At 71.1% G+C, this 24,081-nt stretch carries 18 protein-coding genes; 10 read left to right on the forward strand and 8 right to left on the reverse strand.

Translation table 11 applies throughout. From position 1 onward, the window contains the following. Positions 1 to 60 precede the first annotated feature (60 nt). Positions 61 to 273 carry a hypothetical protein gene (locus ACWD4A_RS17845; protein ID WP_451194831.1) on the reverse strand — a complete coding sequence of 71 codons (213 nt, stop codon included), beginning with the start codon at positions 271 to 273 and terminating at the stop codon, positions 61 to 63. Between the two features lie 520 nt (positions 274 to 793). On the opposite strand from ACWD4A_RS17845, the gene ACWD4A_RS17850 reads away from it, so the two are divergent. The 8 genes from ACWD4A_RS17850 (at position 794) to ACWD4A_RS17885 (ending at position 11,501) form a co-directional block, all read left to right on the forward strand. Next, a complete protein-coding gene (locus ACWD4A_RS17850) occupies positions 794 to 4,699 on the forward strand; it encodes a nitrate- and nitrite sensing domain-containing protein (protein WP_451194833.1) in 3,906 nt (1,301 codons plus the stop codon). Positions 4,700 to 4,708: 9 nt separating this feature from the next. Then, a complete protein-coding gene (locus ACWD4A_RS17855) occupies positions 4,709 to 5,122 on the forward strand; it encodes a roadblock/LC7 domain-containing protein (protein WP_451194884.1) in 414 nt (137 codons plus the stop codon). A gap of 104 nt (positions 5,123 to 5,226) precedes the next feature. Then, positions 5,227 to 5,634: a DUF742 domain-containing protein gene (locus ACWD4A_RS17860; protein WP_451194835.1), complete on the forward strand. Its 408-nt coding sequence runs from the start codon at positions 5,227 to 5,229 to the stop codon at positions 5,632 to 5,634. Beyond that, positions 5,615 to 6,196, forward strand: coding sequence for a GTP-binding protein (locus ACWD4A_RS17865; RefSeq protein WP_451194836.1), 582 nt, complete (start codon positions 5,615 to 5,617; stop codon positions 6,194 to 6,196). The genes ACWD4A_RS17860 and ACWD4A_RS17865 overlap by 20 nt, the downstream gene beginning before the upstream one ends. A 327-nt stretch (positions 6,197 to 6,523) precedes the next feature. Continuing rightward, on the forward strand, positions 6,524 to 9,892 hold the full coding sequence (locus tag ACWD4A_RS17870) for a nitrate- and nitrite sensing domain-containing protein (protein WP_451194838.1): 3,369 nt from the start codon (positions 6,524 to 6,526) through the stop codon (positions 9,890 to 9,892). A 10-nt stretch (positions 9,893 to 9,902) separates the two neighbouring features. Further along, positions 9,903 to 10,316 (forward strand): roadblock/LC7 domain-containing protein, encoded by a 414-nt coding sequence (locus tag ACWD4A_RS17875; RefSeq protein ID WP_451194886.1) that lies wholly within the window; start codon positions 9,903 to 9,905, stop codon positions 10,314 to 10,316. 86 nt (positions 10,317 to 10,402) lie between these two features. Next, positions 10,403 to 10,939 carry a DUF742 domain-containing protein gene (locus ACWD4A_RS17880; protein WP_451194840.1) on the forward strand — a complete coding sequence of 179 codons (537 nt, stop codon included), beginning with the start codon at positions 10,403 to 10,405 and terminating at the stop codon, positions 10,937 to 10,939. After that, the gene (locus ACWD4A_RS17885; RefSeq protein WP_116214070.1) at positions 10,920 to 11,501 is read left to right on the forward strand and encodes a GTP-binding protein; all 582 of its coding nucleotides are present in this window, start codon (positions 10,920 to 10,922) and stop codon (positions 11,499 to 11,501) included. Before ACWD4A_RS17880 ends, ACWD4A_RS17885 begins: the two co-directional genes overlap by 20 nt. A gap of 102 nt (positions 11,502 to 11,603) precedes the next feature. Here the strand turns inward: ACWD4A_RS17885 and ACWD4A_RS17890 are convergent, their stop codons facing one another. The 3 genes from ACWD4A_RS17890 to ACWD4A_RS17900 all read right to left on the reverse strand — a co-directional run bounded on the left by ACWD4A_RS17890 (position 11,604) and on the right by ACWD4A_RS17900 (position 16,023). Further along, positions 11,604 to 11,801, reverse strand: coding sequence for an acyl-CoA carboxylase subunit epsilon (locus ACWD4A_RS17890; protein WP_451194842.1), 198 nt, complete (start codon positions 11,799 to 11,801; stop codon positions 11,604 to 11,606). Positions 11,802 to 11,813: 12 nt separating this feature from the next. Then, complete coding sequence (locus tag ACWD4A_RS17895) at positions 11,814 to 13,397, reverse strand: acyl-CoA carboxylase subunit beta (protein WP_451194843.1); 1,584 nt, start codon at positions 13,395 to 13,397, stop codon at positions 11,814 to 11,816. Positions 13,398 to 13,617: 220 nt separating this feature from the next. Continuing rightward, positions 13,618 to 16,023, reverse strand: a complete 2,406-nt coding sequence (locus ACWD4A_RS17900) for a polysaccharide lyase 8 family protein (RefSeq protein ID WP_451194844.1) — start codon at positions 16,021 to 16,023, stop codon at positions 13,618 to 13,620. A gap of 257 nt (positions 16,024 to 16,280) precedes the next feature. Between ACWD4A_RS17900 and ACWD4A_RS17905 the strand changes: the two genes are divergently transcribed. Beyond that, positions 16,281 to 16,898 carry a YceI family protein gene (locus ACWD4A_RS17905; protein ID WP_451194846.1) on the forward strand — a complete coding sequence of 206 codons (618 nt, stop codon included), beginning with the start codon at positions 16,281 to 16,283 and terminating at the stop codon, positions 16,896 to 16,898. Between the two features lie 11 nt (positions 16,899 to 16,909). Here the strand turns inward: ACWD4A_RS17905 and ACWD4A_RS17910 are convergent, their stop codons facing one another. Continuing rightward, the gene (locus ACWD4A_RS17910) at positions 16,910 to 18,469 is read right to left on the reverse strand and encodes an FAD-dependent monooxygenase (protein WP_451194847.1); all 1,560 of its coding nucleotides are present in this window, start codon (positions 18,467 to 18,469) and stop codon (positions 16,910 to 16,912) included. 112 nt (positions 18,470 to 18,581) lie between these two features. Here ACWD4A_RS17910 and ACWD4A_RS17915 point away from each other — a divergent pair, with 112 nt between their 5' ends. Further along, complete coding sequence (locus ACWD4A_RS17915; protein WP_451194849.1) at positions 18,582 to 19,217, forward strand: TetR/AcrR family transcriptional regulator; 636 nt, start codon at positions 18,582 to 18,584, stop codon at positions 19,215 to 19,217. A 209-nt stretch (positions 19,218 to 19,426) separates the two neighbouring features. Here the strand turns inward: ACWD4A_RS17915 and cimA are convergent, their stop codons facing one another. From cimA to ACWD4A_RS17930, 3 genes are all read right to left on the reverse strand, one after another. After that, on the reverse strand, positions 19,427 to 21,025 hold the full coding sequence (gene cimA, locus ACWD4A_RS17920; RefSeq protein ID WP_451194850.1) for a citramalate synthase: 1,599 nt from the start codon (positions 21,023 to 21,025) through the stop codon (positions 19,427 to 19,429). Positions 21,026 to 21,304: 279 nt separating this feature from the next. After that, a complete protein-coding gene (locus ACWD4A_RS17925; protein ID WP_451194852.1) occupies positions 21,305 to 22,639 on the reverse strand; it encodes an MFS transporter in 1,335 nt (444 codons plus the stop codon). A 139-nt stretch (positions 22,640 to 22,778) separates the two neighbouring features. Continuing rightward, positions 22,779 to 23,885, reverse strand: coding sequence for a branched-chain amino acid aminotransferase (locus ACWD4A_RS17930; RefSeq protein ID WP_451194854.1), 1,107 nt, complete (start codon positions 23,883 to 23,885; stop codon positions 22,779 to 22,781). Between the last annotated feature and the right edge of the window lie 196 nt (positions 23,886 to 24,081).

Here is a 24,081-nt window from a genome sequence, read left to right on the forward strand (position 1 = left end):
GCCGGAGTCTGACACCCCAGGCTATCGCGGGGGCGCGCGCGGCCCGTGCGCCGCCGGGGATCAGGCCTGGGGAGCCGCGGCGGGGGCGGTCATCAGGACGGTGCGGCGCGGGTTGGCCGTGACCTGGGGCAGCTCGACGGCGTGCTCGCGGGGCTCGAGGGTGCGCAGGGCGCCGGGGCCCTCGAGGTGGGCGAGCGTCGTACGGCGCGGGTTGGCGGTCTTGCGGGACACCAGAGTCGTCGTGACCTTGTTCTTCTTCGTCGTCGTCTGCACTTGTCGCCTCGCGGTATCGGGATGCTCGGGATCGCGCGGACGGGCACGGCACGGGGGTGCGCGGTGTCGTGCCCGCGGTTTGCGCAAAGGACCAGGCTAGGCGCGCCTATCCCCCGCCGACCGTGGGACAAGCCATCAATTACCTGTGAGTTTGCTCACCAACTCGCCGATAAATGCCGCATAACGGGCGGGAAATACATGGTCGCGAAACGGACATTGCAGTGCTGAACCTGACGTTCCGCTCCTGATCATGGCGACTGGGACACCCGGCGGCCGCCCAGGCCGGTAGGGCGAATTGGCAAGGATTGCCCTATGTAAAGACTCACCTCCTCTACGCGCCGTGACGACGGACGGCACTGAGCGTCACGCACCGCACGGGGAGGCGCACCGGCCTTGTTGGGAGATCCGGCACTGTGCTGGAATTCCACGGACCGCCAGGGGGCAACCGCGGTCCCCCCACGACTCGACACCGTCCCGCCGCTCCACCGGTGGGACGCCTGGTCCAGAGGTTGCGACGCTAGTGCAGGGACGTTTCAAGAGGGATGGCAGCGCTGCGGCGGAGCCGGAGCCGCGCGGTGCGACCGACCGCGGCACGTCCGTCGACGCGCCGACCGGTGGCGAAGCCGCCGAACGGTCGAAGTCCAAGTCGAAGGCGAAAGGGCCCAGCGGGCCGGGCTCACGAATAGCCCTGCGCAACTGGCGCATCTCCACCCGTCTGATCTCCCTGCTGGCCCTGCCCGTCGTCGCCGCGACGACGCTGGGTGGCATGCGTATCGCGAGCTCCCTCGACAACGTCGACCAGCTCGACCACATGAAGCTCCTCACCGATATGACGGGCAAGGCCACCCAGCTGGCCAGCGCCCTTCAGGAGGAGCGCGACAAGACCGCGGGCCCGCTGTCCTCCGGCAACAAGGACGACGACCGCATCGTCTCCACCCGGCAGCGCTCCGACAAGGCCGTCCAGGCGTTCCGCGACGCCACCGAGGGCGTCAAGCCGAACGACCCGACGATGGTCGGTGTGCAGACCACCCTGGTCGACATCACCCGGCAGCTCGGCAAGATCCGGACCGTGCGCGAGAACGCGTACAAGGACAAGGACTACGTCGCCAAGACGGTCAACAGCTACGACTCGCTGATCAACTCGCTGCTGTCGCTCTCGCAGGACATGGCCCAGGCCACCAGCAACAGCGACATGATCACCGCCACCCGCGCGCTGGCCACGTTCTCCGCCGCCAAGGAGTACGCGTCCATCCAGCGCGCCGTGATCACCGCGGGTCTGGCCGCCAAGGGCGGCCCCGCCCTCTCCGCCAACGACATGCAGTACGGCGACGAGGCGCGGCAGGCGGAGAACGAGGCCGTCAAGCGCTTCACCGCCATCCGCTCCGACGACGCCAAGTCGCTGCTCCAGGCGCTCAACGGCGGCGTCGCCGACGTCACCGCGGCCAACGCGTTCGCCGAGCGCGCGTTCACCAAGAGCACCGCGCTCAAGGACGCCCAGATGTCCTGGATGGACTGGTCCGACCAGTCCGGCACCAAGCTCTCGGAGATGTCCAAGGTCGAGACCACGCTGCTCAACCAGATGGAGCAGAAGGCGCGCGAGCTGAAGGACGAGGCGCAGCAGGAAGCCATCCTCAACGGTGTGCTGATCGTGCTCGTCCTCGGCATCTCGCTCGTCGGCGCGTTCGTCGTGGCCCGCTCCATGGTGCGCTCGCTGCGCCGGCTGCAGGACACCGCCCAGAAGGTCGCCCAGGAGCGCCTGCCCGAGCTCGTCAAGCAGCTGTCCGAGACCGACCCGCAGGACGTCGACACGTCCGTCGAGTCCGTCGGCGTGCACAGCACCGACGAGATCGGCAAGGTGGCCGCGGCCTTCGACGACGTGCACCGCGAGGCGGTCCGCCTCGCCGCCGAGCAGGCGCTGCTGCGAGGCAACGTCAACGCGATGTTCACCAACCTCTCGCGCCGCAGCCAGGGCCTCATCCAGCGTCAGCTGTCGCTCATCTCCGAGCTGGAGAGCCGCGAGGCCGACCCGGACCAGCTGTCCTCGCTGTTCAAGCTCGACCACCTCGCGACCCGCATGCGCCGTAACGGCGAGAACCTCCTCGTCCTCGCGGGCGAGGAGCCCGGCCGCCGGTGGACCCGGCCCGTGCCGCTCGTCGACGTCCTGCGCGCCGCCGCGTCCGAGGTGGAGCAGTACGAGCGCATCGAGCTGTCCGGCGTGCCGCCGACCGAGGTCGCGGGCCGCGTGGTCAACGACCTCGTGCACCTCCTCGCCGAGCTGCTGGAGAACGCCACGTCGTTCTCCTCGCCGCAGACCAAGGTCAAGGTGACCGGTCACGCGCTGCCCGACGGCCGCGTGCTGGTCGAGATCCACGACACCGGCATCGGTCTCTCCCCGGAGGACCTCGCCGCGATCAACGAGCGGCTCGCCAGCCCGCCGACCGTGGACGTGTCGGTCTCCCGCCGCATGGGTCTGTTCGTGGTCGGCCGCCTGTCCCTGCGACACGGCGTCCGCATCCAGCTCCGGCCCTCCGACTCGGGCGGCACGACCGCGCTCGTCATGCTGCCGGTCGATGTCGCCCAGGGCGGCAGGCGGCCGATGCCCGGTGCTCCCGGCGCGCCCGCGCAGGGCGGTGCCCCCGCCGCTCCCGGCGGCAAGGGCGGCCCCGGCCTCATGGGCGCCGTGCCGCGTCGCCAGGTCCCGGGCGGCGACGGCAGCGGCCCGCGTCCGGCGCTGCCGGGCAACGGCCGGCCGGCCACCACGGAGAACGGCCTGCCCAAGCGCACCACTTCGCCGGACAGCGGTCTGCCGCCGCGCCCCGCGACGACGGACAGCGGTCTGCCGACCCGCCCGGCCACGACGCAGAGCGGCCTGCCGACGCGTCCCGTGCCCGCGCCCGGCACGGCGGGTCCCGGTACGGGTCCCGCCTCCACCGGCGGCAGCCTCTTCGACGCGGCTCCGCGCGGTGGTTCGGACAAGGGCGCCGACGGCCGTCCCTCGCTGCCGACCCGTGGCGTCGACCCGTCCGTCGTCCCCCCGGCGAGCGAGAACGTCCGCCGTCCGAAGATGCCCCGGCGCCGCGGCAGCGGCCCCGTGCAGCCCGCACCCGGCGGCAACTCCGAGCTGCCCACGCGCAAGGCGCCCAGCTGGGGCAACCAGCAGCCTGCCGCCCCGAAGCCGCCGGCCGACGACTGGCCGGCACCGTCCGGCGACCGCGCCGGGCAGGACGCCCCGCGCGGCCACCAGGACGTCGACGCGTCCGGCACCGGCGTGCCGGGCACGCCGGGCGGGTTCGCGCTGCCCGCGGGCACCCCGCAGAGCGGCGGTCCCGGCGACACCGCGCAGTTCCCGGCGATCGCCCCGGCTCCCGAGCCGACGGGCCGCACGCAGTCCGCGGAAGGCACGGGCCAGTTCGCCCTGCCCGCCTCGCCGGACGCGCCCAACAGCACGAGCGGCCAGCACGCACGGCCCGGCACCACCGGCCAGTACGCGCTTCCCGCGTCCACGGACACTCCGAACAGCACCAGCGGCCAGCACGCACAGCCGCAGACCACGGGTCAGTACGCGCTCCCCGCCTCGCCGGACGCCCCCAACAGCACCAGCGGCCAGCACGCGCGGCCCGGCACCGGCCGGTTCGAGGTGCCCGGATCCGGCGAATCCCCGAACAGCACGAGCGGTCGGCACGCGCTGCCCGACACCACGGGTCAGTACGCGCTTCCCGCCTCGCCGGACGCCCTCAGCAGCACCAGTGGGCAGTACGCGCGGCCGCAGGCCGCCCCGCAGGCGCCGGTCGACGACTGGCCGCTCGGCGGAAACGGTTCCGCCCCGCGGGCCGAAGGCCCCGGCGGGACCGGCCGGTTCGAGCTGCCGCACGGCGCTCCGGACGGCCTGACCGCCGTGCCGTCCCCGATGCCGGCGGGCGGCGCCGGTGACGCGCGGACGCCGCTCTTCGAGGAGCTGGAGTCCAACTGGTTCCGCGGCGCGGCGGAGGAGAACCACGCCACCGCGCCCGAGCCGACGGCGGACGCCCCGCAGCGGCTGCCCCGGCGCGAGCCGCGGCAGACCCTCCAGGACCCGCAGCGCTCACAGATCCCGCAGACCCCGCAGGCCCCGCAGACCCCGCAGGACACTTGGCGCGAGACCTCGAACGACGAGCGCTGGCGCCGTGCCGAGCAGGTGCGCGAGCCGGCCGCGGACGGGGTCACCCCGTCCGGGCTGCCGCGCCGTGTCCCCCGCGCGAACCTCGTCGAGGGCACCGCGGAACAGCAGCAGTCCCACCCGACCGGTCCGCAGGTCTCGCGTGCGCCCGATGACGTACGCGGCCGTCTGACCAACCTTCGCCGGGGCATCCAGCAGGGCCGTCAGGCCGGCGGTGCCCCGTCGACCGGAAGCCACAATGTTGGCCCCACTTACCAGCAGGAGCGTTAGTTGAGTCCGATGAGCCAGGCGGCGCAGAATCTGAACTGGTTGATCACCAACTTTGTGGAGAACACCCCTGGTGTCTCCCACACGGTGGTGGTCTCCGCCGACGGACTCCTTCTGGCGATGTCCGAAGGTTTCCCGCGGGACCGTGCCGACCAGTTGGCGGCGGTGGCCTCCGGCCTGACCTCGCTGACCGCGGGTGCTTCGCGCATCTTCGAGGGCGGCCCGGTCAACCAGACCGTCGTGGAGATGGAGCGAGGCTTCCTCTTCATCATGTCCGTCTCCGACGGATCCTCGCTGGCCGTGCTGGCGCACCCGGAGTGCGACATCGGCCTCGTGGGCTACGAGATGGCCCTGCTGGTCGACCGCGCGGGCACCGTGCTCACGCCCGATCTTCGCGCCGAACTCCAGGGCAACCTGCTGAACTGACCGGAGCACACCGCAAATACCGTCCGACCGTACGGCCGAAAACGCCCCACCGGCCCACCGCTCGACGGCATTATTGCCTTCCTGCTGTCCCGTCCGGAGGATTCATGACCCCGCCCGCCTCGCCCGGCCCGTACGGCGATTCCCATTACGCGCCGTACGGGAGTGAGGGCGACCAGCCACTGGTCCGCCCCTATGCCATGACGGGTGGCCGCACCCGGCCGCGCTACCAGCTCGCCATCGAGGCCCTGGTCAGTTCCACGGCCGACCCGGCCCACCTCCAGGGGCTGCTCCCCGAGCACCAGCGGATCTGCCACCTGTGCCGGGAGGTCAAGTCGGTCGCGGAGGTCTCGGCGCTGCTGAACATGCCCCTGGGCGTGGCGCGCATCCTCGTCGCGGACCTCGCGGAGGCCGGAATGGTGGCGATCCACCAGCCGGGCGGCAGCGGCGAGTCCGGCGGGACGCCGGACGTGACACTGCTCGAAAGGGTGCTCAGTGGACTTCGGAAGCTCTAGCGGCGGCGTCGGCCGTTCCACCACCTCCGCGAAGATCGTGGTGGCCGGCGGTTTCGGCGTCGGCAAGACCACGTTCGTGGGCGCGGTCTCGGAGATCAGCCCGCTGCGCACCGAAGCCGTGATGACGTCCGCGTCGGCGGGGATCGACGATCTGAGCCACGTCCAGGACAAGACCACGACGACCGTGGCGATGGATTTCGGCCGCATCACGCTGGACGACGATCTGATCCTGTATCTGTTCGGCACGCCCGGCCAGGACCGCTTCTGGTTCATGTGGGACGACCTGGTGCGCGGTGCGATCGGCGCGGTGGTCCTGGTGGACACCCGCCGGCTCGCGGACTGTTTCCCGGCCGTCGACTACTTCGAGAACAGCGGCCTGCCGTTCGTCATCGCCCTCAACGGCTTCGACGGACACCAGCCGTACGGCCCCGAGGAAGTGCGCGAGGCGCTGCAGATCGGGCCGGACGCCCCGATCATCACGACGGACGCCCGCCACCGGAACGAGGCCAAGAGCGCGCTGATCACCCTGGTCGAGCACGCCCTGATGGCACGGCTGAAGTAGCCTCCGCAATCACTGGTCGGCACCAATGGCTTGTGGTATTGAACACGACCTGACGGATCGTTCATAACGTTTCGACAGAGAATCGGCCGGACGTGAGCACCGTATGCGTTCGGCCGACTTCGCTGTGCACACAATTCGCCCGCCATTTGCCGCCGCTCGCTCTTAATGCCCGTTTTATGTCGGGCAAATTACTTCGGCCGTCGGCCGTGTGCACTGTTTGGAATGCGCACGCCCGGCGTGCTGGAATTCCAGGAACCGGGCGGTAGTGGCCCGGTTCGCAAAAACGGCACACAACGCAGGTGCCGACGCCGAGAGGTTGTTGGTCGAGTGACGCGCAGAAAGACGGGCGCCGCACAGCAGGCGCGGGACGAGCGGGGCAACTTCACCCCGCCGTCGCGCACAGCGGTGCCGCCGCCTTCCGACGTGCCCGAAACCCCCGCTCCGCCGCCCCAGGGCCGCGGCGGCCGTTTCTCGCCCCGCAACTGGCGTGTGCCCGTACGCCTGAACGCGATCCTGCTGATCCCGGTGCTGGTGGCCCTGGTCTTCGGCGGGCTCGACGTCAAGGGCCGGGTGGACACCTGGACCGAGGCGAAGGACGCGGCGAACACCGCGCGTCTGGTCCGTGCCGCGGCCACGTACGCCCACGCCGTCATCGACGAGCGCGACCTGAGCGCGCAGCCGATGCTGGAGGGCAACCGTGAGGCGCCGGTCATCAAGAAGGCGCAGGCCGCGACGGACCGTGCCCAGGAGGAGTTCAACGCGGCCGTCAAGAAGGCCCCGAACACCAAGAGCCTCCAGCGCCGCGTCAAGCTCTTCCGCGAGGCCGAGCTGACGCTGCCCAAGCTGCGGCAGGTCGCGTACACGTCCGCGCTGGGCGAGGTGAAGACCGAGGACGGCTACGGAGCGATCCAGCAGCCGCTGATGGCCTTCACCAACGAACTCGGCCTGGGCACCGGCAACAACTCCTACGGCCGCATGGTCTACGCGATCTCCCTCGCGAAGGCCGCCGAGTCACTGCAGCGCTCCATCGGCATGCACCTGCTGGTGAAGCCCTCGACCGACCCCAAGGAGCACGCGGTCCAGGTGACCGCGTTCACCTCCTACAACTTCCTGGAGTCCATCGCCCGGCGTGAGTACGACGCCGCCGGTACCGAGGACGACATCAGCCGGCTCAACGACATCTTCGCCACCAAGGGCAAGCTGTCCGAGCAGGACAAGATCTTCAACGCCCTCGCGAGCGGCCAGACGAAGGCCCAGCTGAAGGAAGCGGGCATCACCCCGGAGGCCTGGCTCGCCGCCTCGACGGCGAAGTTCGACGCCTACCGCGAGGTCGAGAAGGAGCTGGCCGACAAGTCGGTGAACGAGGCCGAGCAGGTCTCCTCCGACGCCCAGACGGCCGCCTACGTCAACGGCGCCATCCTGGTCACGGTCCTCATCATCGCGTTCTTCGTGGCCGGCATGATGGCCCGCTCGATGAGCCGCAACATGCGCCACCTGCGCCGCGCGGCCTTCGACGTCGCCGAGCAGCGGCTGCCCACGCTGGTCGACCAGCTCTCGCGGACGGACCCGGGCCGGGTGGACACCCGTATCCAGCCCATCCCGATCACCACCCGGGACGAGATCGGCGAGGTCGCCCGCGCCTTCGACCAGGTGCACCGCGAGGCCGTCCGGCTCGCCGCCGAGCAGGCGCTGCTCCGGGGCAACGTCAACGCGATCTTCACCAACCTCTCGCGCCGCAACCAGAGCCTGATCGAGGGCCAGCTGACCCTGATCACGGAGCTGGAGGAGAACGAGGCGGACCCGGACCAGCTGGAGAACCTCTTCCGCCTGGACCACCTGGCCACCCGTATGCGCCGCAACGGCGAGAACCTCCTCGTCCTCGCCGGCGAGGAGCCCGGCCGCCGCTGGGACCAGCCGGTGCCGCTGGTCGACGTGCTGCGCGCCGCCTCCTCCGAGGTGGAGGCGTACGAGCGCATCGAGCTGTCCGGCGTCCCGGACGCCGAGATCCACGGCCTGGCCGTGACCGACCTCGTGCACCTGCTCGCCGAGCTGCTGGAGAACGCCACGTCGTTCTCCTCCCCGCACACCAAGGTCCGGGTCACCGCGACACGGCTGCCCGACGGCCGTGTGATGGTCGAGATCCACGACAAGGGCATCGGCCTGACCGCCGAGGACTTCGCGGACATCAACCACCGCCTGGCCAACCCGCCGTCCGTGGACGTCGCGATCGCCCAGCGCATGGGCCTGTTCGTGGTCGGCCGCCTGGCGACCCGGCACGGCATCCGGGTCCAGCTCCGCCCCTCGGGCGAGCAGGCGGGCACCACCTCGCTGGTCATGCTCCCCGACGCGATCACGCACGGTGGTGGCGGCGAGGACGAGCCGGGCGACAACGACTTCACGGTCTCCCGGATGGTGCCGGAGCAGCAGCAGGTCGCGCCCGTGGGCCGGTTCCGCACGGCCGCCGAGCTCGGCTTCGACGACTCGCGCTACGAGCCCCGGCAGGACAACGCGGGCGTGCCCACGCTGGACCCGGTCGGCCGTTCGCGACTGCGCGAGGAGCGGCGTGCCGCCCTGGAGGCCGCGACCGACAACCGCGCGCTGTTCCAGGACCAGGCGGACCGGCAGCCGTACGAGCAGCAGGGTTACGAGCAGCAGGGTCAACAGGGCTACGAGCAGCAACCGTTCGAGCAGCGGCCGGACCAGGACACGGGTGGCCACGCGGCCCCGTTCCCCGGTCAGCACTCGACGGGCCAGCACGCCGTACCGCAGCAGGGCCAGTACTCCACGGGTCAGCACGAGCTCCCGCAGCACAACGGCCACTCGACCGGTCAGCACGAGATGCCCCGGCAGGGGCAGTACTCCACCGGCCAGCACGAGATGCCGCAGCAGGGCCAGTACTCCACCGGTCAGCACGAGATGCCGCAGCACAACGGGCACTCCACCGGCCAGCACGCGGTGCCGGAGCACGAGCCGTACGAGCGGACGGCCCAGCACGCCTTCCCCGAGGCGCCCTACCAGGACGCCGGTTACACGGAGCAGGGCTACCCCGAGCAGCAGCAGTCCTTCGACGGCTTCGGCACCCCGGGCCGCCGGGCCGGATGGCAGGAGTCAGGTCCGTACCAGGACGCCACCCAGCAGGGTTACGGAGCGGCTTCGGATTCCCTGCCGTCCGCTGACACGGCGCAGCCCGAGCGCGTAGAGTTCGACCGTCCGGGCCCCGCCTCGAGCGGCTCCCACTCGCTGACCGGGGCCGGTCTGCCGCGCCGCGCGAAGCAGTGGCAGCAATCCGATTCAGTCGAGGACGCCGCGGGGGCCGGCGAGCCGGAGCAGCCTCAGCAGGACGTCCGACAGCAGCCGCAGCAGGGTGACGAGCCCGACTGGCGATCGAGGAACGACGAGCGCTGGCACCGCGCCGAGCAGCTCCGGGAGCCGAAGGCCGGCGGAATCACCTCTTCCGGCCTGCCCCGCCGAGTGCCCAAGGCCAATCTGATCGAGGGCAAGGCGGAGCAGACCCCCCAGAGCGGCCCCCAGATATCCCGTGCCCCCGAGGACGTACGCGGCAGGCTGAGCAACCTGCGCCGCGGTGTCCAGCAGGGGCGCAGCGCGGGAGGCGACACCGCCGGTACCGCGCAGGAGCAGCATCAGCAACACGACCAGGGCTTCGGCCCCGGCGGCACCTACGATCAGGAGCGTTAGTGTGAGCCCGATGAGCCAGGCGGCGCAGAACCTGAACTGGTTGATCACCAGTTTCGTGGAGAACACCCCAGGGGTGTCCCACACCGTCGTGGTCTCCGCCGACGGACTCCTTCTGGCGATGTCCGAAGGTTTCCCGCGGGACCGCGCAGACCAGCTGGCGGCGGTGGCCTCCGGCCTGACCTCGCTGACCGCGGGCGCTTCGCGCATCTTCGAGGGCGGCCCGGTCAACCAGACCGTCGTGGAGATGGAGCGAGGCTTCCTCTTCATCATGTCCGTCTCCGACGGATCCTCGCTGGCCGTGCTGGCGCACCCGGAGTGCGACATCGGCCTCGTGGGCTACGAGATGGCTCTCCTGGTGGATCGAGCGGGGAGCGTGCTGACGCCCGATCTCCGTGCCGAACTGCAGGGAAGCCTTCTCAACTAGCAAAGAGGCAGTGCGTTTCGCGCCATCGCGCCATAAGGTGCGGTGGCGCGACCAGCAGCAGACAGGCGAGTTGGAGGAGGATCGACGTGGCAACGCCCCCAGGCGGTTACCCGTATGGCAATGAGCAGCAGGGGCAGCCCCCGCTGAACCGCTTCAACTTCCCCTCTGCGCCAAGCCACCAAGCGCACGCGGAGCCGCCGCGTCCGCCGCAGCACGTGCAGCCGGTGCCGCAGCAGCAGCACCGGCGCGCGGCGCAGGCGTCCCCGTCCGGGGGCAAGAAGCACAATCCGCTGGTCCGTCCGTACGCGATGACCGGCGGCCGTACCCGACCGCGGTACCAGCTCGCCATCGAGGCGCTGGTGCACACGACGGCCCAGCCGTCCCAGCTCCAAGGGCAGTTGCCGGAACACCAGCGCATCTGCCATCTGTGCCGTGAGATCAAGTCGGTCGCCGAGATCTCGGCACTTCTCTCCATCCCCCTCGGCGTCGCCCGAATCCTCGTCGCCGACTTGGCGGAGGCCGGGCTCGTCGCCATCCATCAGCCCGGCGGCGACGAGTCCGCCGGCGGCCAGCCTGACGTGACACTGCTCGAAAGGGTGCTCAGTGGACTTCGGAACCTCTAGCGGCGAGGCAGTCCGCTCCACCACCTCCGCGAAGATCGTGGTGGCGGGTGGATTCGGCGTGGGCAAGACCACGTTCGTCGGCGCGGTCTCGGAGATCAACCCGCTGCGCACCGAAGCCGTGATGACGTCCGCTTCCGCGGGGATCGACGATCTCACGCACGCGCCGGACAAGACCACGACGACCGTGGCGATGGACTTCGGCCGCATCACCCTGGACCAGGACCTGATCCTGTACCTGTTCGGCACGCCCGGCCAGGACCGCTTCTGGTTCATGTGGGACGACCTGGTGCGCGGTGCGATCGGCGCCGTCGTCCTCGTGGACACCCGCCGGCTCGCGGACTGCTTCCCGGCCGTCGACTACTTCGAGAACAGCGGCCTGCCGTTCGTCATCGCCCTCAACGGCTTCGACGGACACCAGCCGTACACGCCGGAGGAGGTCCGCGAGGCGCTGCAGATCGGCCCGGACGCCCCGATCATCACGACGGACGCCCGTCACCGGAACGAGGCCAAGAGCGCGCTGATCACGCTGGTCGAGCACGCCCTGATGGCGCGCCTGCGGTGAGCCGTCTCGGCTGCCGCGCCGACGCGAAAAGGTCCCCCCGCTCACGAGGAGCGGGGGGACCTTCTGCGTTGTCGGGCCCCTTGCCGGGGCCCGGAGGGGGGCTCAGCCCTGCCAGCTGTGCGGTGCTCTGAAGCCCGGCGTGCGCTCCAGGCGGCGCCAGGCGGCCGTGGAGCGGCGGGGGCGCGGCGGGGCCGCGTGGTGGCCGACAGCAGCCGCACGGGCGAGGAGGACGGCCGTGACGGCGGCCACTTCCTCCGCGTCGGCCGTGCCCTTCTCGACGCGTACGAGCGTGTTGTCCATGCGTGTACTCCCTTACTGGGGCGGATTGCCGTGCTTGCGGGAGGGCAGGTCCGCGTGCTTGGTGGCGAGCATGGCGAGCGACTTGATCAGCACCGACCGGGTCTCGACGGGGTCGATGACGTCGTCCACCAGGCCGCGTTCGGCGGCGTAGTACGGGTGCATGAGCTCGGCCTTGTACTCCTTGACCATCCGTGCCCGCATCGCCTCGGGGTCGTCCGCCTCGGCGATCTGCTTGCGGAAGATCACGTTGGCCGCGCCCTCGGCACCCATCACGGCGATCTCGTTCGTCGGCCACGCGTAGGTGAGATCCGCGCCGATGGACTGCGAGTCCATCACGATGTACGCACCGCCGTAGGCCTTGCGCAGGATCACCGAGATCCGCGGCACCGTCGCGTTGCAGTACGCGTACAGCAGCTTCGCGCCGTGCCGGATGATCCCGCCGTGCTCCTGGTCCACACCCGGCAGGAAGCCCGGCACATCCAGAAGCGTCACGATCGGGATATTGAAAGCATCGCACATCTGGATGAAACGGGCAGCCTTCTCGGACGCCTCGATGTCCAGCACCCCGGCCAGCGACTGCGGCTGGTTCGCGACGATACCGACCACCTGTCCGTCCAGCCGCGACAGCGCACAGATGATGTTGGTGGCCCAGCGCTCGTGGATCTCCAGGTACTCGCCGTCGTCGACGAGCTCCTCGATCACCTTGCGCATGTCGTACGGCCGGTTGCCGTCCGCCGGCACCAGGTCCAGGAGCGCCTCGCCGACACGGTCGGCCGGGTCCTCGCTCACCACACGCGGCGGGTTCTCCCGGTTGTTCTGCGGCAGCAGGGAGAGGAGGTAACGCACCTCTTCGAGGCACGTCTCCTCGTCGTCGTAGGCGAAGTGGGCCACGCCGGAGGTCTCGGCGTGCACGTCCGCACCGCCCAGGCCGTTCTGGCTGATCTCCTCGCCGGTGACGGCGCGCACGACGTCCGGGCCGGTGATGAACATCTGCGAGGTCTCACGGACCATGAACACGAAGTCCGTCAGCGCCGGGCTGTAGGCCGCGCCGCCCGCGCAGGGACCCAGCATCACACTTATCTGCGGGATGACACCCGACGCCCGGGTGTTGCGCTGGAAGATCCCCCCGTACCCGGCCAGCGCCGAGACGCCCTCCTGGATACGGGCACCCGCACCGTCGTTCAGGGACACCAGAGGCGCCCCCGCCGCGATGGCCATGTCCATAATCTTGTGGATCTTGGTGGCGTGGGCCTCGCCCAGCGCACCGCCGAAGATCCGGAAGTCATGGGCGTACACGAACACGGTCCGGCCGTGCACCGTGCCCCACCCGGTGATCACACCGTCGGTGTAGGGCTTCTTGCTCTCCAGACCGAACCCCGTGGCCCGGTGCCGCCGCAGCGGCTCCACCTCGGAGAACGACCCCTCGTCCAGCAGCAGACCGATCCGCTCCCGGGCCGTCAGCTTCCCCTTGGCCTTCTGCGCCTGGGTCGCCCGCTCGCTCGGACCACGCCGAACCTGCTCGCGGATGGCGTGCAGCTCGGCGACGCGCCCACGGACGTCACTCGCCTCTACGGGCGCACCTTCGAGATTGCTCATGCATAGACGGTACGTGCCGGGGAGGCCGGAAACTCATGTCGGTTCCATACAACGTCGTGTGCGATTTGGTGGGCAGGCGACACAGAAGCTCACAGCGACTGGGGTTCGGGGCACCCCCTATAGGGGGTGCCTCTTGTGAATACCTCACAAGAGACCGCGCTCCGAGCCGTAGGCTGGCCAACTTGACGGCGGTCCGGGGCCGGGAAGCGTGCCCCCGCGGTCATGCCAGGGCGACCGTACAGCCGTGGGGGGCGCAGGCCGTGCCCGGGGTCACCCGGATGCGCAGCGCGTCACCGGTGGACAGCACCCGGACCGAGGGGTTGTGCGCCGTCACGCACCGCACCGGGCGGTGCCAGGTGAGGTCGACGGGCGCGCCGGTGCGCGGTGGCTCGGCGAGGTGGACGGTCGCGGTGCCGCCTCTCTCCCTGACGAGGACGGCCGCCGGCGCCGTGGCCCCGAGGGGGCCGACGGTGCCCGCGGCCCAGAAGTTGGCGGCGGTGAGACCGAGCGAGGGCAGGCGAACGGCCTGCTGGTCACGGGAGTTGGCGAGGACGGTGAGCCAGCGCGGGTCCTCGGCGCGGTCGGCCACGGCGCGCTGTCCGGCGCCGGGCAGCAGGACGTAGGCGTAGGCGGCATCGGCGGGGTCGGTGCCGTGGGGGTGGAGGAGGGTGAGGTAGCGGCGGGTGAGGCGGTCGGGGGTGCCGCCGGTGTTGATGTCGTGCCAGGAGCCGGTGCGGGCCTCGCAGAGGATCTCCAGGGGGGCGCCGCCGGGGAAGACGTAGCCGCCGTGGCCTTCGAGGTGGGCCCAGCGGGCGCGGGAGCGGGAGCGCGACCAGCCGGTGGCGGAGGTCTGGGGCTCTCCGTCGACGGTGAGGAGCGGCAGGCCGCGCTCGCCGAGGGAGCGGTTGTCGACGACCGTCTCGACAGGTGTGCCGTCGCGGGCGGTGATCCCCGCGCCGAGGCAGACGATCGCGTCGGCCGCGCAGAACCAGGACTTGCGGGCCTCCAGCGTGGAGGAGAGCCCCTTGAGGTGCTGCCCGACGGCCGCGAACTCCCCGTCGGTGACCCCGCCCACCCAGCGCACGGCGGGTCTCGGCGCTCCCCAGCCGCCGCCCTCGTTGTCGGCGAGCCGCTTGGCGGAGACGGTCGTGCCGGGCAGCCGGTAGGGGTCGACGGTGGGCCAGAAGGCGTCGGTGTACTGGCCGTGGGTGCCCGGCGCGGCCCACCAGGAGAGCATTCCGGCGCCGGTGTGCCAGCCGCGCGGGTTCTCGCCGTTGCCGTTCTCGTAGTGGGTGATGCGGTCGGAAGCCATGGCGAGGGCGGCGGTCCAGCCGGGGCGGTGGTGGACGGCCCGGTCCATGGCGGCGAACAGCCGGTGGCCCACGGGCGGGGGCGCGGCCGGGCCCGGGGTGTCGAGGGCGGCGGCGATCCGGGTGAGGTCGGCGACGCCGAACTGCGGGTCGGTCCGCAGGTCGGCGGCGGGGTCGCGGTCCGCCCAGCCCTTGATCAGGGAGTGCCAGCGGGTCCGGTCGGCCGGGGTCGCGCTGTCGGCGAGCAGGGCGACGGCGGCGATGATCGCGTGGCCGCGCTGGTGGTCGCTCTGCACCGCCCGGCGGGGGTCGGCGGTCTGCACCCCGCGGCTGATGGCACGGCCGGAGACGCTGTCCGTGATCAGCCCGTCGTGGACGAGGGGCGCGTAGGCGTTCTCGACGCTGTCGTGGACGTTCCGCGCCTGGGGGTCGTCGATCTCCCAGGGGGATCCGCGCAGCAGGGCGAAGAGCCGCCCGAGCCCGTCGAGCAGGACCTGGCCGTACGTGCCGGAGTAGGCGACCCAGGTGTGCTGGACGAAGGAGCCGTCGGCGTAGAGCCCGTCGCCGTGGGTGACATGGGGGAAGACGGGTGAGAGGGCGTCGCGGGCGAGCGCGGTGCGGTCGGGGTCGGCACCGAGGATGCCGCGCAGGGCGACGACGCGGCACAGGTCGACCCGGTTGGCGCCGGTGCTGGTGCCGGAGTAGTCGTCGAGCTCCGTGTCGGGGACGAAGTGGCCGACCGCGTCCAGATACGCGCCCCGGCGCTCGGCCCCGGCCTCGTCGTACAGGAGCGTGAGGGTGTCGAGGAGGAGCCGGGGGCTGCCGATCCGCCATTCCCACCAGTTGCCGGTGGGGGTGGTGCCGGAGTGGTAGACGCGCCGGTGCACATGGTCGAGCCCGGCGAGGATGTCGGCGGCGAGCGCGGCGTCCCCCGTGAGACCGGTGCCGGGCTGGGCGTACGCCTGGGCCATGGTGTGCAGCCGGGCGTAGCTCCGGGTGATCCCGGCGGGCGGGTCGAAGGGGGTGTCGGGCCAGAGCGAGGCGGGGGCGGGGCTCATGCCCGCCCGGTGGACGCGGGCGAGCGCCCCGGTGTCGCGCAGGGCCCCGGCATAGGGCTCGGCACGGGCGTCGAACCCGGCACCGAGCATCAAGTCCCGCCAGCGCGATCTCAGTCGGGCGAAATCGCCGTCGGGCTCCCCGGCGCCCCGTCCGCCCGCCGGGCCCGAGGCATTCGCCGCGGTGGCGGGGGCGGCGCCGAGGACACCCGCGGCGGAGGCGGCGAGCAGGAAGCCTCGACGGGTCCAGGCAGGGGGCACGGCGGTTCCTCCCGGGGCGCTGGGGGCGGTACGGGGCGGGGTTGCACGCGAGGCACACGGTGGCACGGCGGCGACGGAGCCGCAACGACCACGACAGCACGGACCTGGCGACCTCCTGAGGAACCGCCTCGCCATGTTCACCCTCCCTGGAGGTTGAAAGTTGAACCAGATCGCGCTACCGTCATTCTCGTTGAACATTCAACGACATTCAACGACTCGGCCTCGACAGCCGGATCTCTCGACAAGGAGCAGCCGTCATGGGCATCTTCACTCGCAGGAACAGCACCGCCCCCGCCACCACCGCCGTCCTGGACGTCGACCCGGCACTCGCCGCCCTGACCGGCGACTACGCCATCGACGCGACCCACAGCAGCATCGGCTTCACCGTGCGCCACGCCATGGTCACCAACGTCAAGGGCTCATTTACCGACCACGAGGGCACCCTCCGCCTCGACGGGGCCGACCCCTCCCGCTCCGCCGCGTCCATCGACGTCCGGATCGGGAGCGTGGACACCGGCATCGGCGACCGCGACGCCCACCTGCGCGGCACCGACTTCTTCGACGCCGAGCGGTTCCCGCTGATGACCTTCCGCTCCGGCGCCGCCGAGCAGCTCGGCGGCGACCGTTACCGGATCACCGGCGACCTCACCATCAAGGACGTCACCCGCCCGCTCTCCATCGACCTGGAGTTCAACGGCTCGGCCACCGACGTCTACGGCAACGAGCGGGTCGGCTTCGAGGGCAGCGCCGAGATCCTGCGCTCCGACTGGGGACTGACCTGGAACGCGGCCCTGGAGGCCGGCGGCGTGATGGTCAGCGACAAGGTGAAGCTGACCTTCGACATCTCCGCCGTCAAGATCGCTCCCCAGGCGTGACCCATGCGGTGTCAGCGGCCGAGGCGCTCCAGACGGTCCACGATCTCGGCGCCTCGGTCCACCGCCGCACCCATGGCTATGTGGTTGTCGGGCCGCACCAGCACCAGGCCGCCCTTCCCGGGCCCGCCCGCACCCCCCGCCCCCTTCTCCTCCATCCCGTACGCCTCCATCCCATACGCCGTCCACGCGTGCCGTCCGGGATCCAGCAGACCCTCGCCCCCGCCGTCGATCAGGCAGGTGCGCACCAGGTCGCCGTGGGCGGCCGACACCCGGGCCAGGGCTTCCGCGCTCTCCGGGCCGAAGCCCAGCAGGGTGAACCGGGGGCCGGCGAAGACCTCGAAGAGCCTGACGGGCTCCCCGCTCGCGGCGTCGCGGCACGGCGCGTCCGGCGCCCGCTCCCCCGCCATCGGCCCGCCCCACGCGAGTGAGCTCCAGCGATAGCCGACGCCCAGCGTGGTGAGGTCCGGGGCGAACCCCGCCTCCGTGCCGACCCCGGCCTTCCGGACCCCCTCCCTGACCGCCCGCAGTCGCTCGTCGGTGAGCTTCAAGGTCCACGCGGCCACCGGCAGCCGCTCCTCCTCATAGGTGTCGAGGAGCCCCTCCCCCGCGCCGCCGCTCACGACGAGGGCGAGCTTCCAGCCCAGGTTGTAGCCGTCCTGGATGCCGGTGTTCATGCCGAGGCCGCCGGCTATCGAGTGGATGTGGGCCGCGTCCCCCGCGAGGAGCACCCGGCCGACCCGGAAGCGGTCGGCCATCCGGACGTTGACGCGATAGGTCGAGAGCCAGCCGGGGTTGGTGAGCCTCAGCCCGGGGTTCCGGGCGTGGCGGTCGAGCTGACGCTGGAACAGCTCCAGCGACGGCCGCTCGTGGTTCCCCTCCGCGTCGAGCTCGGGCGAGCTCTGGAGCTGCCAGCGCCGGGTGCCGGGCAGGGGGCAGAGCAGGACGGCGCCGTCCTCGTCGATCCACTGGTGCCAACAGCCGCGGTCCAGGCCGCCCTCGACCTCGACGTCCCCGACGAGGGCCAGCTCCGGCTCGGTCTCCCCCTCGAAGGACACCCCGAGCGCCTTGCGGACCACTCCGCGGGCACCGTCGCAGCCCACCAGATACGCGGTCTCGATGCGCCGCCCGTCGGTGAGCGTGACCACCACCCCCGACCCGTCCTGCGTGAACCCGGCGACCTCGCGGCCCAGTTCCACCCGCACCCCGTACGAGGCGAGCCGCGCGCGCAGGATCTCCTCGGTCCGCCACTGCGGTATCCACAGGCCGGTCGGATAGGGCACGCCGGGGGCCGGGGTGCCGTCCGCCGGGGGCACGTGATCGGCCACCGCGACGCCGTGCCGGTACTTGCGGAAGATCAGGCGGGGGTTGCCCGCAGCCGTGAACTCCTCCCCCATGCCGAGGTCCGCGAGCACCTCGCGACTGCGCTGGTTGAGCCCCTTGCCACGCGAACCTCCGTGGAATTCGGGCGACTTGTCGATGATCCGCACCGGAACCCCGGCGCGGGCGAGCGTGCAGCCCAGCGTCAGCCCCGTCGGTCCGGCGCCCACGATCAGCACTGCGGTGGCGGTCATGCGATGTCCCCTCGTCGTTCGGTGTCTCCTCATCCATCAAAAGCCCGCCGCACCGAAAACACAACTCGGTAACAAAAGATCCTGGGTTAAAAACACCTGATAGGGTGAACCCGTGACCGAGGAGACCGGACTGCGGGAACGCAAGAAGCAGCGCACGCGGCAGGTGCTGTCCGAGACGGCGATCGAGCTCTTCCTGGCCCGCGGCTTCGACCGGGTGTCGGTCGCGGACGTGGCCGCGGCGGCGGAGGTGTCCAAGCCGACCCTCTTCCGCTACTTCCCGGCCAAGGAGGATCTGGTCCTGCACCGCTTCGCCGACCACCAGGGCGAGGCGGCCCGCGTGGTGCGGGCGCGGGCGGCGGGGATGTCACCGCTGGGCGCGCTGCGCACGCACTTCCACGAGCGGCTCGACGCCCACGACCCCGTCACGGGGCTGTGCGACGTGCCCGCCGTGCTGGCCTTTCACGACCTGGTGTTCACGACGCCGAGCCTGGCGGCGCGGCTGGTGCGGTATTCCGCGCGGGACGAGGAGTTGCTCGCCGCCGCGCTGTGCGAGGCGGGTGGGGGCGACGAGGTCGCCGCCGGGCTGGCGGCCGCGCAGATCGTCTGCGTGCAGCAGCGGTTGGCGCGGGGCAATTGGCGCCGGGTGACGGGGGGTTCGAGCGCGGCCGGGGCGCTGGCGCTGGCCCATGCGGATGCGGATGTCGCGTATGGGTTGCTGGGGGGTGGGTTGGGGGCCGTATACGGCTGAGGTGGGCGGGTGGGTTTGTTCCCCGGCCCCGCCCCTTCCCGAAACCGGGGCTCCGCCCCGGGCCCCTGTTCCGTCACCTGCGGGCCGGTTCGCCGCCTGCGGCGGGAGCGGCCTGCGGCCGCGTCCTCAATCGCCGGACGGGCTGGATTTGCGGGCGCAGTTCGCAACCTGCAGGCGATTCAGCCCGTCCGGCGTTTGAGGACACCGCACTACTCCTGCGGTTCCACCCCCGCGCGTCGCAGGCCGTACGCGTAGGCGTCGTCCAGGGCCTGCCACGATGCCGCGATGACGTTTTCCGCCACTCCCACCGTGGACCATTCGCCGCGTTCGTCGCTGGTGGAGACGAGGACTCTGGTGATCGAGCCCGTGCCGAGGCTGCCTTCCAGGATGCGGACCTTGTAGTCGGTGAGCTTGAGTGCGGCGAGTTGGGGATAGATGCGCTCCAGGGCCACCCGCAGCGCGCGGTCCAGGGCGTTGACCGGGCCGTTGCCCTCGGCGGTGGCGACGATGCGCTCGCCCTTGGCCCACAGCTTCACGGTCGCCTCGTTCGCGTGCGTGCCGTCGGGGCGGTCCTCGACGATGGCCCGCCAGGACTCGACGCGGTAGTAGCGGCGGGCCCGGCCCTCCGTCTCCTGGCGCAGCAGCAACTCGAAGGAGGCGTCGGCGGCTTCGTAGGTGTAACCGGCCAGCTCGCGTTCCTTGACGCGCTCGACGACGCGGCCGATCAGTTCGCGGTCGCCGCCCAGGTCGATGCCCAGTTCCTTGCCCTTGAGCTCGACGGAGGCCCGGCCCGCCATGTCGGAGACCAGCATGCGCATGGTGTTGCCGACGCGTTCGGGGTCGATGTGCTGGTAGAGGTCCGGGTCGACCTTGATCGCGGACGCGTGCAGTCCGGCCTTGTGCGCGAAGGCGGAGACACCGACGTACGGCTGATGGGTGGCGGGCGTGAGGTTGACGACCTCGGCGATGGCGTGCGAGATCCGGGTCATCTCGGCGAGCGAGCCCTCCGGCAGCACCTTGCGCCCGTACTTGAGCTCCAGGGCGGCGACCACGGGGAAGAGATTGGAGTTCCCCACGCGCTCGCCGTAGCCGTTGGCGGTGCACTGCACGTGTGTGGCGCCCGCGTCCACGGCGGCGAGGGTGTTGGCGACCGCGCAGCCCGTGTCGTCCTGCGCGTGGATACCGAGCCGGGCGCCGGTGTCGGCGAGCACGGTCCGTACGACGGCGCCGACCTGGGCGGGCAGCATGCCGCCGTTGGTGTCGCAGAGCACGACCACGTCGGCGCCCGCCTCGTGTGCCGTGCGGACGACCTGGGTGGCGTAGCCGGGGTTGGCACGGTGCCCGTCGAAGAAGTGCTCGCAGTCGACGAAGACGCGGCGGCCCTGCGACCGGAGGTACGCGACGGTGTCGCGCACCATCGCGAGGTTCTCGTCGAGCGTGGTGCGCAGGGCGAGTTCGACGTGGCGGTCGTGCGACTTGGCGACCAGCGTGACGACCGGGGCCTCCGAGGCGAGCAGCGCGGCGACCTGCGGGTCGTCCTCCGCGCGGACCCCGGCCTTGCGGGTGGCACCGAACGCGACGAGCTGGGCGTGCTTGAAGTCGATCTCCAGGCGGGCCCGCTGGAAGAACTCGGTGTCCCGGGGGTTGGCACCGGGCCAGCCGCCCTCGATGAAGCCGACGCCGAAGTCGTCCAGGTGCCGGGCGATGGTCAGCTTGTCGGCGACGGTGAGGTTGATGCCCTCGCGCTGGGCGCCGTCCCGCAGGGTGGTGTCGAAGACATGGAAGCTGTCGTCGGTTGCGTCCGTCATGCTGCTCTGACTCCTGTCGGATCTCGGTCTACCGGACTGACCGGTTCCACCGTCCCCTCATGATCGCGCGCCCTCGGCCCCGGCGAGGTGGTGCCGGGAAACGAAAAGACCTCTCGCGGGTGCGAGAGGTCTGCGCGCGGGTCTGGGACGACGGTGGCCGCGCCGTACGTCGTGGGTACGGCGGGGTCACTGCGGACCGGCGCGCTCACTGCCAATAATCGTGACGAGGTTGAGCACGGGGCCATCCTGGCACGGGTTCCGCCGTGGTGCGGCCCGGTCTCACGATGCGGTCACTTCGGGCGTTCGGGACGCCTCCGCCCGCCGTACCCCCTTCAGGTCGATGTCCCGCGTCTCGCGCATCGTGAGGTAGACGACCAGGGAGACCGCCGCGCAGCCCGCCACGTACCAGTAGAAGCCCGATTCGACGCCCGCCTTCTTGAACCACAGGGCCACGTACTCCGCCGTGCCGCCGAAGAGCGCGTTGGCGACGGCGTACGGCAGGGCCACGCCCAGCGAGCGGATGCCGGTGGGGAACAGTTCGGCCTTCACACAGGCGTTGATCGACGTGTAGCCGGTGACGACGACCAGGGCGAGCAGCGACAGTCCGAGCGCGGGCCAGAAGGAGCCCGCGTGCCGGAGCAGGGTCATGATCGGGACGGTCAGGAACGTGGAGCCCACCGCGAAGGTGATCAGCAGCGGGCGGCGGCCGATGCGGTCCGAGAGCGCCCCGGCGAGCGGCTGGAGGCAGGCGAAGACGATCAGCGCGCAGAAGCTGACCAGGGTCGCGGTCTGCTTGGGCAGACCGGCGCTGTTGGAGAGGTACTTGGTGAGGTAGGTGGTGTAGGTGTAGTACGCCACCGTGCCGCCCATGGTGAGCGCGATGACGAGGAACGCCTCGCGCTTGTGGCGGAGCAGCGCCCGGATGGTGCCCCGCTCCTCCTTCTCCATCGCGTCCGCCGCGTCCGTTCCCCCGGTCTCCGCGATCTCTTCGTAGGCCTCGGTCTCCAGCATGTTGCGCCGCAGATAGAAGATGACGGCGGCGCCGAGCGCGCCCACGACGAAGGGGATGCGCCAGCCCCAGCTGTGCAGTTCGCCGCTGGAGAGGGTGTGCTGGAGGATGATCAGGAGTCCGAGACCCAGGATCTGGCCCGCCGTCATGGACACGTACTGGAAGCTGGAGGCGAAGCCGCGGCGGCCCGGCGCGGACGCCTCGGTGAGGTAGGTGGCGCTGGCCGCGTACTCGCCGCCGACGGAGAGGCCCTGGAGCAGCCGGGCGATCAGCAGGACGGCGACGCCGCCGTAGCCCGCGACCGCGTAGGTCGGGGCGACGGCGATGAGCACGGCGGAGGCCGACATCAGGGAGACGGTCAGGGTGAGCGCCGCCTTGCGGCCCTTGCGGTCGCCGACCCGCCCGAGCAGCCAGCCGCCGACCGGCCGCATGAAGAAGCCGACCGCGAAGATGCCTGCGGTGTTCATGAGCTTGGCGGTGTCGTTGCCCGCGGGGAAGAAGGCTCCCGCGAAGTACGTCGCGAAGCTCGCGTAGACGAACCAGTCGAACCACTCGACCATGTTGCCCGCGGAGCCGACCCAGATCTTCTTCCAGTGCTGTCCCATGGTGGATCACGGTGACGGAACAGCAAGGTTTCGGACAAGGGTCCGGGCGACAACGATCATGCGTACTTGCGTGCGTTGTGTTCACGACGCACGCAAGTACGCCTGTCCGTACTGTCCGTACTGCCCGTACGGAACCGGCTCAGCCGCCCAGCGGGTGCATCCAGCCGTGGGTGTCGGGCGCGGCGCCGGTCTGGATGTCGAGGAGAGCCTTGCGGAGCTTCAGGGTGACCTCGCCGGGCTCGCCGTCGCCGATCGTCCAGTCGGCGCGGGTGGACTTGACCGAGCCGACCGGGGTGATCACGGCGGCGGTGCCACACGCGAAGACCTCGGTGAGGGTGCCGTCGGCGTTGGCGTTCTTCCAGTCGTCGACGGAGATGCGGCCCTCGGCGACCTCGTAGCCGAGGTCCGCGGCGATCGTCATCAGCGAGGCGCGGGTGATGCCCGGGAGGAGGGAGCCGGTGAGCTCGGGGGTGACGATCCTCTTCTTTTCATCGGACGCAGCCCCGTACACGAAGTACAGGTTCATGCCGCCCATCTCCTCGATCCAGCGGCGCTCGATCGCGTCGAGCCAGACCACCTGGTCGCAGCCCTTCTCGGCGGCCTGGGCCTGGGCGACGAGGGAGGCGGCGTAGTTGCCGCCGGCCTTCGCCGCGCCGGTGCCGCCGGGGGCGGCGCGCACGTACTCCTCGCAGAGCCAGACGGAGACGGGCTTCACGCCGCCGGGGAAGTAGGCGCCGGCGGGCGAGGCGATGACGACGAAGAGGTACTCGTTGGCCGGGCGCACGCCCAGGCCGACCTCGGTGGCGAACATGAAGGGCCGCAGGTAGAGCGAGGCCTCGCCGGAGTTCGGCACCCACGCCTTGTCCTGGCCCACGAGCGCGTCGCACGCCTCGATGAAGGTCTCGACGGGCAGCTCGGGCATGGCCAGGCGGCGGGCGGACGCCTGGAGGCGCTTGCCGTTCTCCTCCGGGCGGAAGATGGCGACCGAACCGTCGGGCTGGCGGTACGCCTTGGCGCCCTCGAAGATCGTCTGCGCGTAGTGCAGCGTCATGTTCGCGGGGTCGATCGACAGCGGCGCGTACGGCACGAGCTGTCCGTCGTGCCAGCCGCGGCCCTCGGTCCACTTGATGGTCACCATGTGGTCGGTGAAGTGGCGGCCGAAACCGGGGTTGGCCAGGATCTGCTCCCGCTCGGCGTCCGAGAGCGGGTGCGAGGAAGGCTTGAGCTCGATCGTGGGCTTCGTCATGAATCCGTGTCCTTCACCTTTGAGAGTGGCGGACCGCGAACTCACTCCGCCCTGTCCGGTACAGGACGTCCGAGAATCCCCTCGTACGCGGCCCCACGTTCGATTATCGCTCGTGGGGCCGTGGACGGAAAACGTGTTGCGCGGCCCTGGGTCGATGGTGGCACCCGACCGCGCGAGCGCGCAGCAGGCCGGATGC

The organism is Streptomyces sp. NPDC002537, from assembly GCF_053594975.1.

Bases quoted from the DNA above. Each gene is read 5' to 3' on its own strand.
- ACWD4A_RS17855 (WP_451194884.1), top strand. From the start codon at position 4,709: ATGAGCCAGGCGGCGCAGAATCTGAACTGGTTGATCACCAACTTTGTG.
- ACWD4A_RS17860 (WP_451194835.1), top strand. From the start codon at position 5,227: ATGACCCCGCCCGCCTCGCCCGGCCCGTACGGCGATTCCCATTACGCG.
- ACWD4A_RS17875 (WP_451194886.1), top strand. From the start codon at position 9,903: ATGAGCCAGGCGGCGCAGAACCTGAACTGGTTGATCACCAGTTTCGTG.
- ACWD4A_RS17890 (WP_451194842.1), bottom strand. From the start codon at position 11,801: ATGGACAACACGCTCGTACGCGTCGAGAAGGGCACGGCCGACGCGGAG.
- ACWD4A_RS17895 (WP_451194843.1), bottom strand. From the start codon at position 13,397: ATGAGCAATCTCGAAGGTGCGCCCGTAGAGGCGAGTGACGTCCGTGGG.
- ACWD4A_RS17905 (WP_451194846.1), top strand. From the start codon at position 16,281: ATGGGCATCTTCACTCGCAGGAACAGCACCGCCCCCGCCACCACCGCC.
- ACWD4A_RS17910 (WP_451194847.1), bottom strand. From the start codon at position 18,469: ATGACCGCCACCGCAGTGCTGATCGTGGGCGCCGGACCGACGGGGCTG.
- cimA (WP_451194850.1), bottom strand. From the start codon at position 21,025: ATGACGGACGCAACCGACGACAGCTTCCATGTCTTCGACACCACCCTG.
- ACWD4A_RS17925 (WP_451194852.1), bottom strand. From the start codon at position 22,639: ATGGGACAGCACTGGAAGAAGATCTGGGTCGGCTCCGCGGGCAACATG.
- ACWD4A_RS17930 (WP_451194854.1), bottom strand. From the start codon at position 23,885: ATGACGAAGCCCACGATCGAGCTCAAGCCTTCCTCGCACCCGCTCTCG.